The organism is Neisseria sp. P0008.S010, assembly GCF_051962715.1.
Classification (GTDB): domain Bacteria; phylum Pseudomonadota; class Gammaproteobacteria; order Burkholderiales; family Neisseriaceae; genus Neisseria; species Neisseria elongata.
The window spans coordinates 1-230 of the sequence record NZ_JBQCVA010000463.1 but is presented as its reverse complement, the minus strand read 5'-3'; the positions used below and the strand labels follow the sequence as shown (position 1 = coordinate 230).

Sequence of the window (230 nt, the reverse complement as noted above, 5' to 3'; positions counted from 1 at the left end):
TGCATGTCCTGCGGTTTGACCGCCAATACCATCACGTCGTCCGCTGCCAGGTCGGGGAGTTTTTCAGATCCGGACACGCCCAACTCCTCTGCCAGACGTTCGCGTTTTTATTTACCTCGGTTGGCAATGTGCACCCGATGGCCGCCCTGCCTGACCAATCAGCCCGCTATCGCGGGAGCCATATTGCCGCCACCCAAGTAATAGATGTTCATTTTGCAACCCTCCTATAC

General features: G+C 56.1%; 1 pseudogene. It reads right to left on the bottom strand.

Annotated elements, in window-relative coordinates:
* A pseudogene (locus ACTHSL_RS14350) lies at positions 1–158 on the bottom strand (NAD(P)-binding domain-containing protein); the annotation flags it as partial.
* Between the last annotated feature and the right edge of the window lie 72 nt (positions 159–230).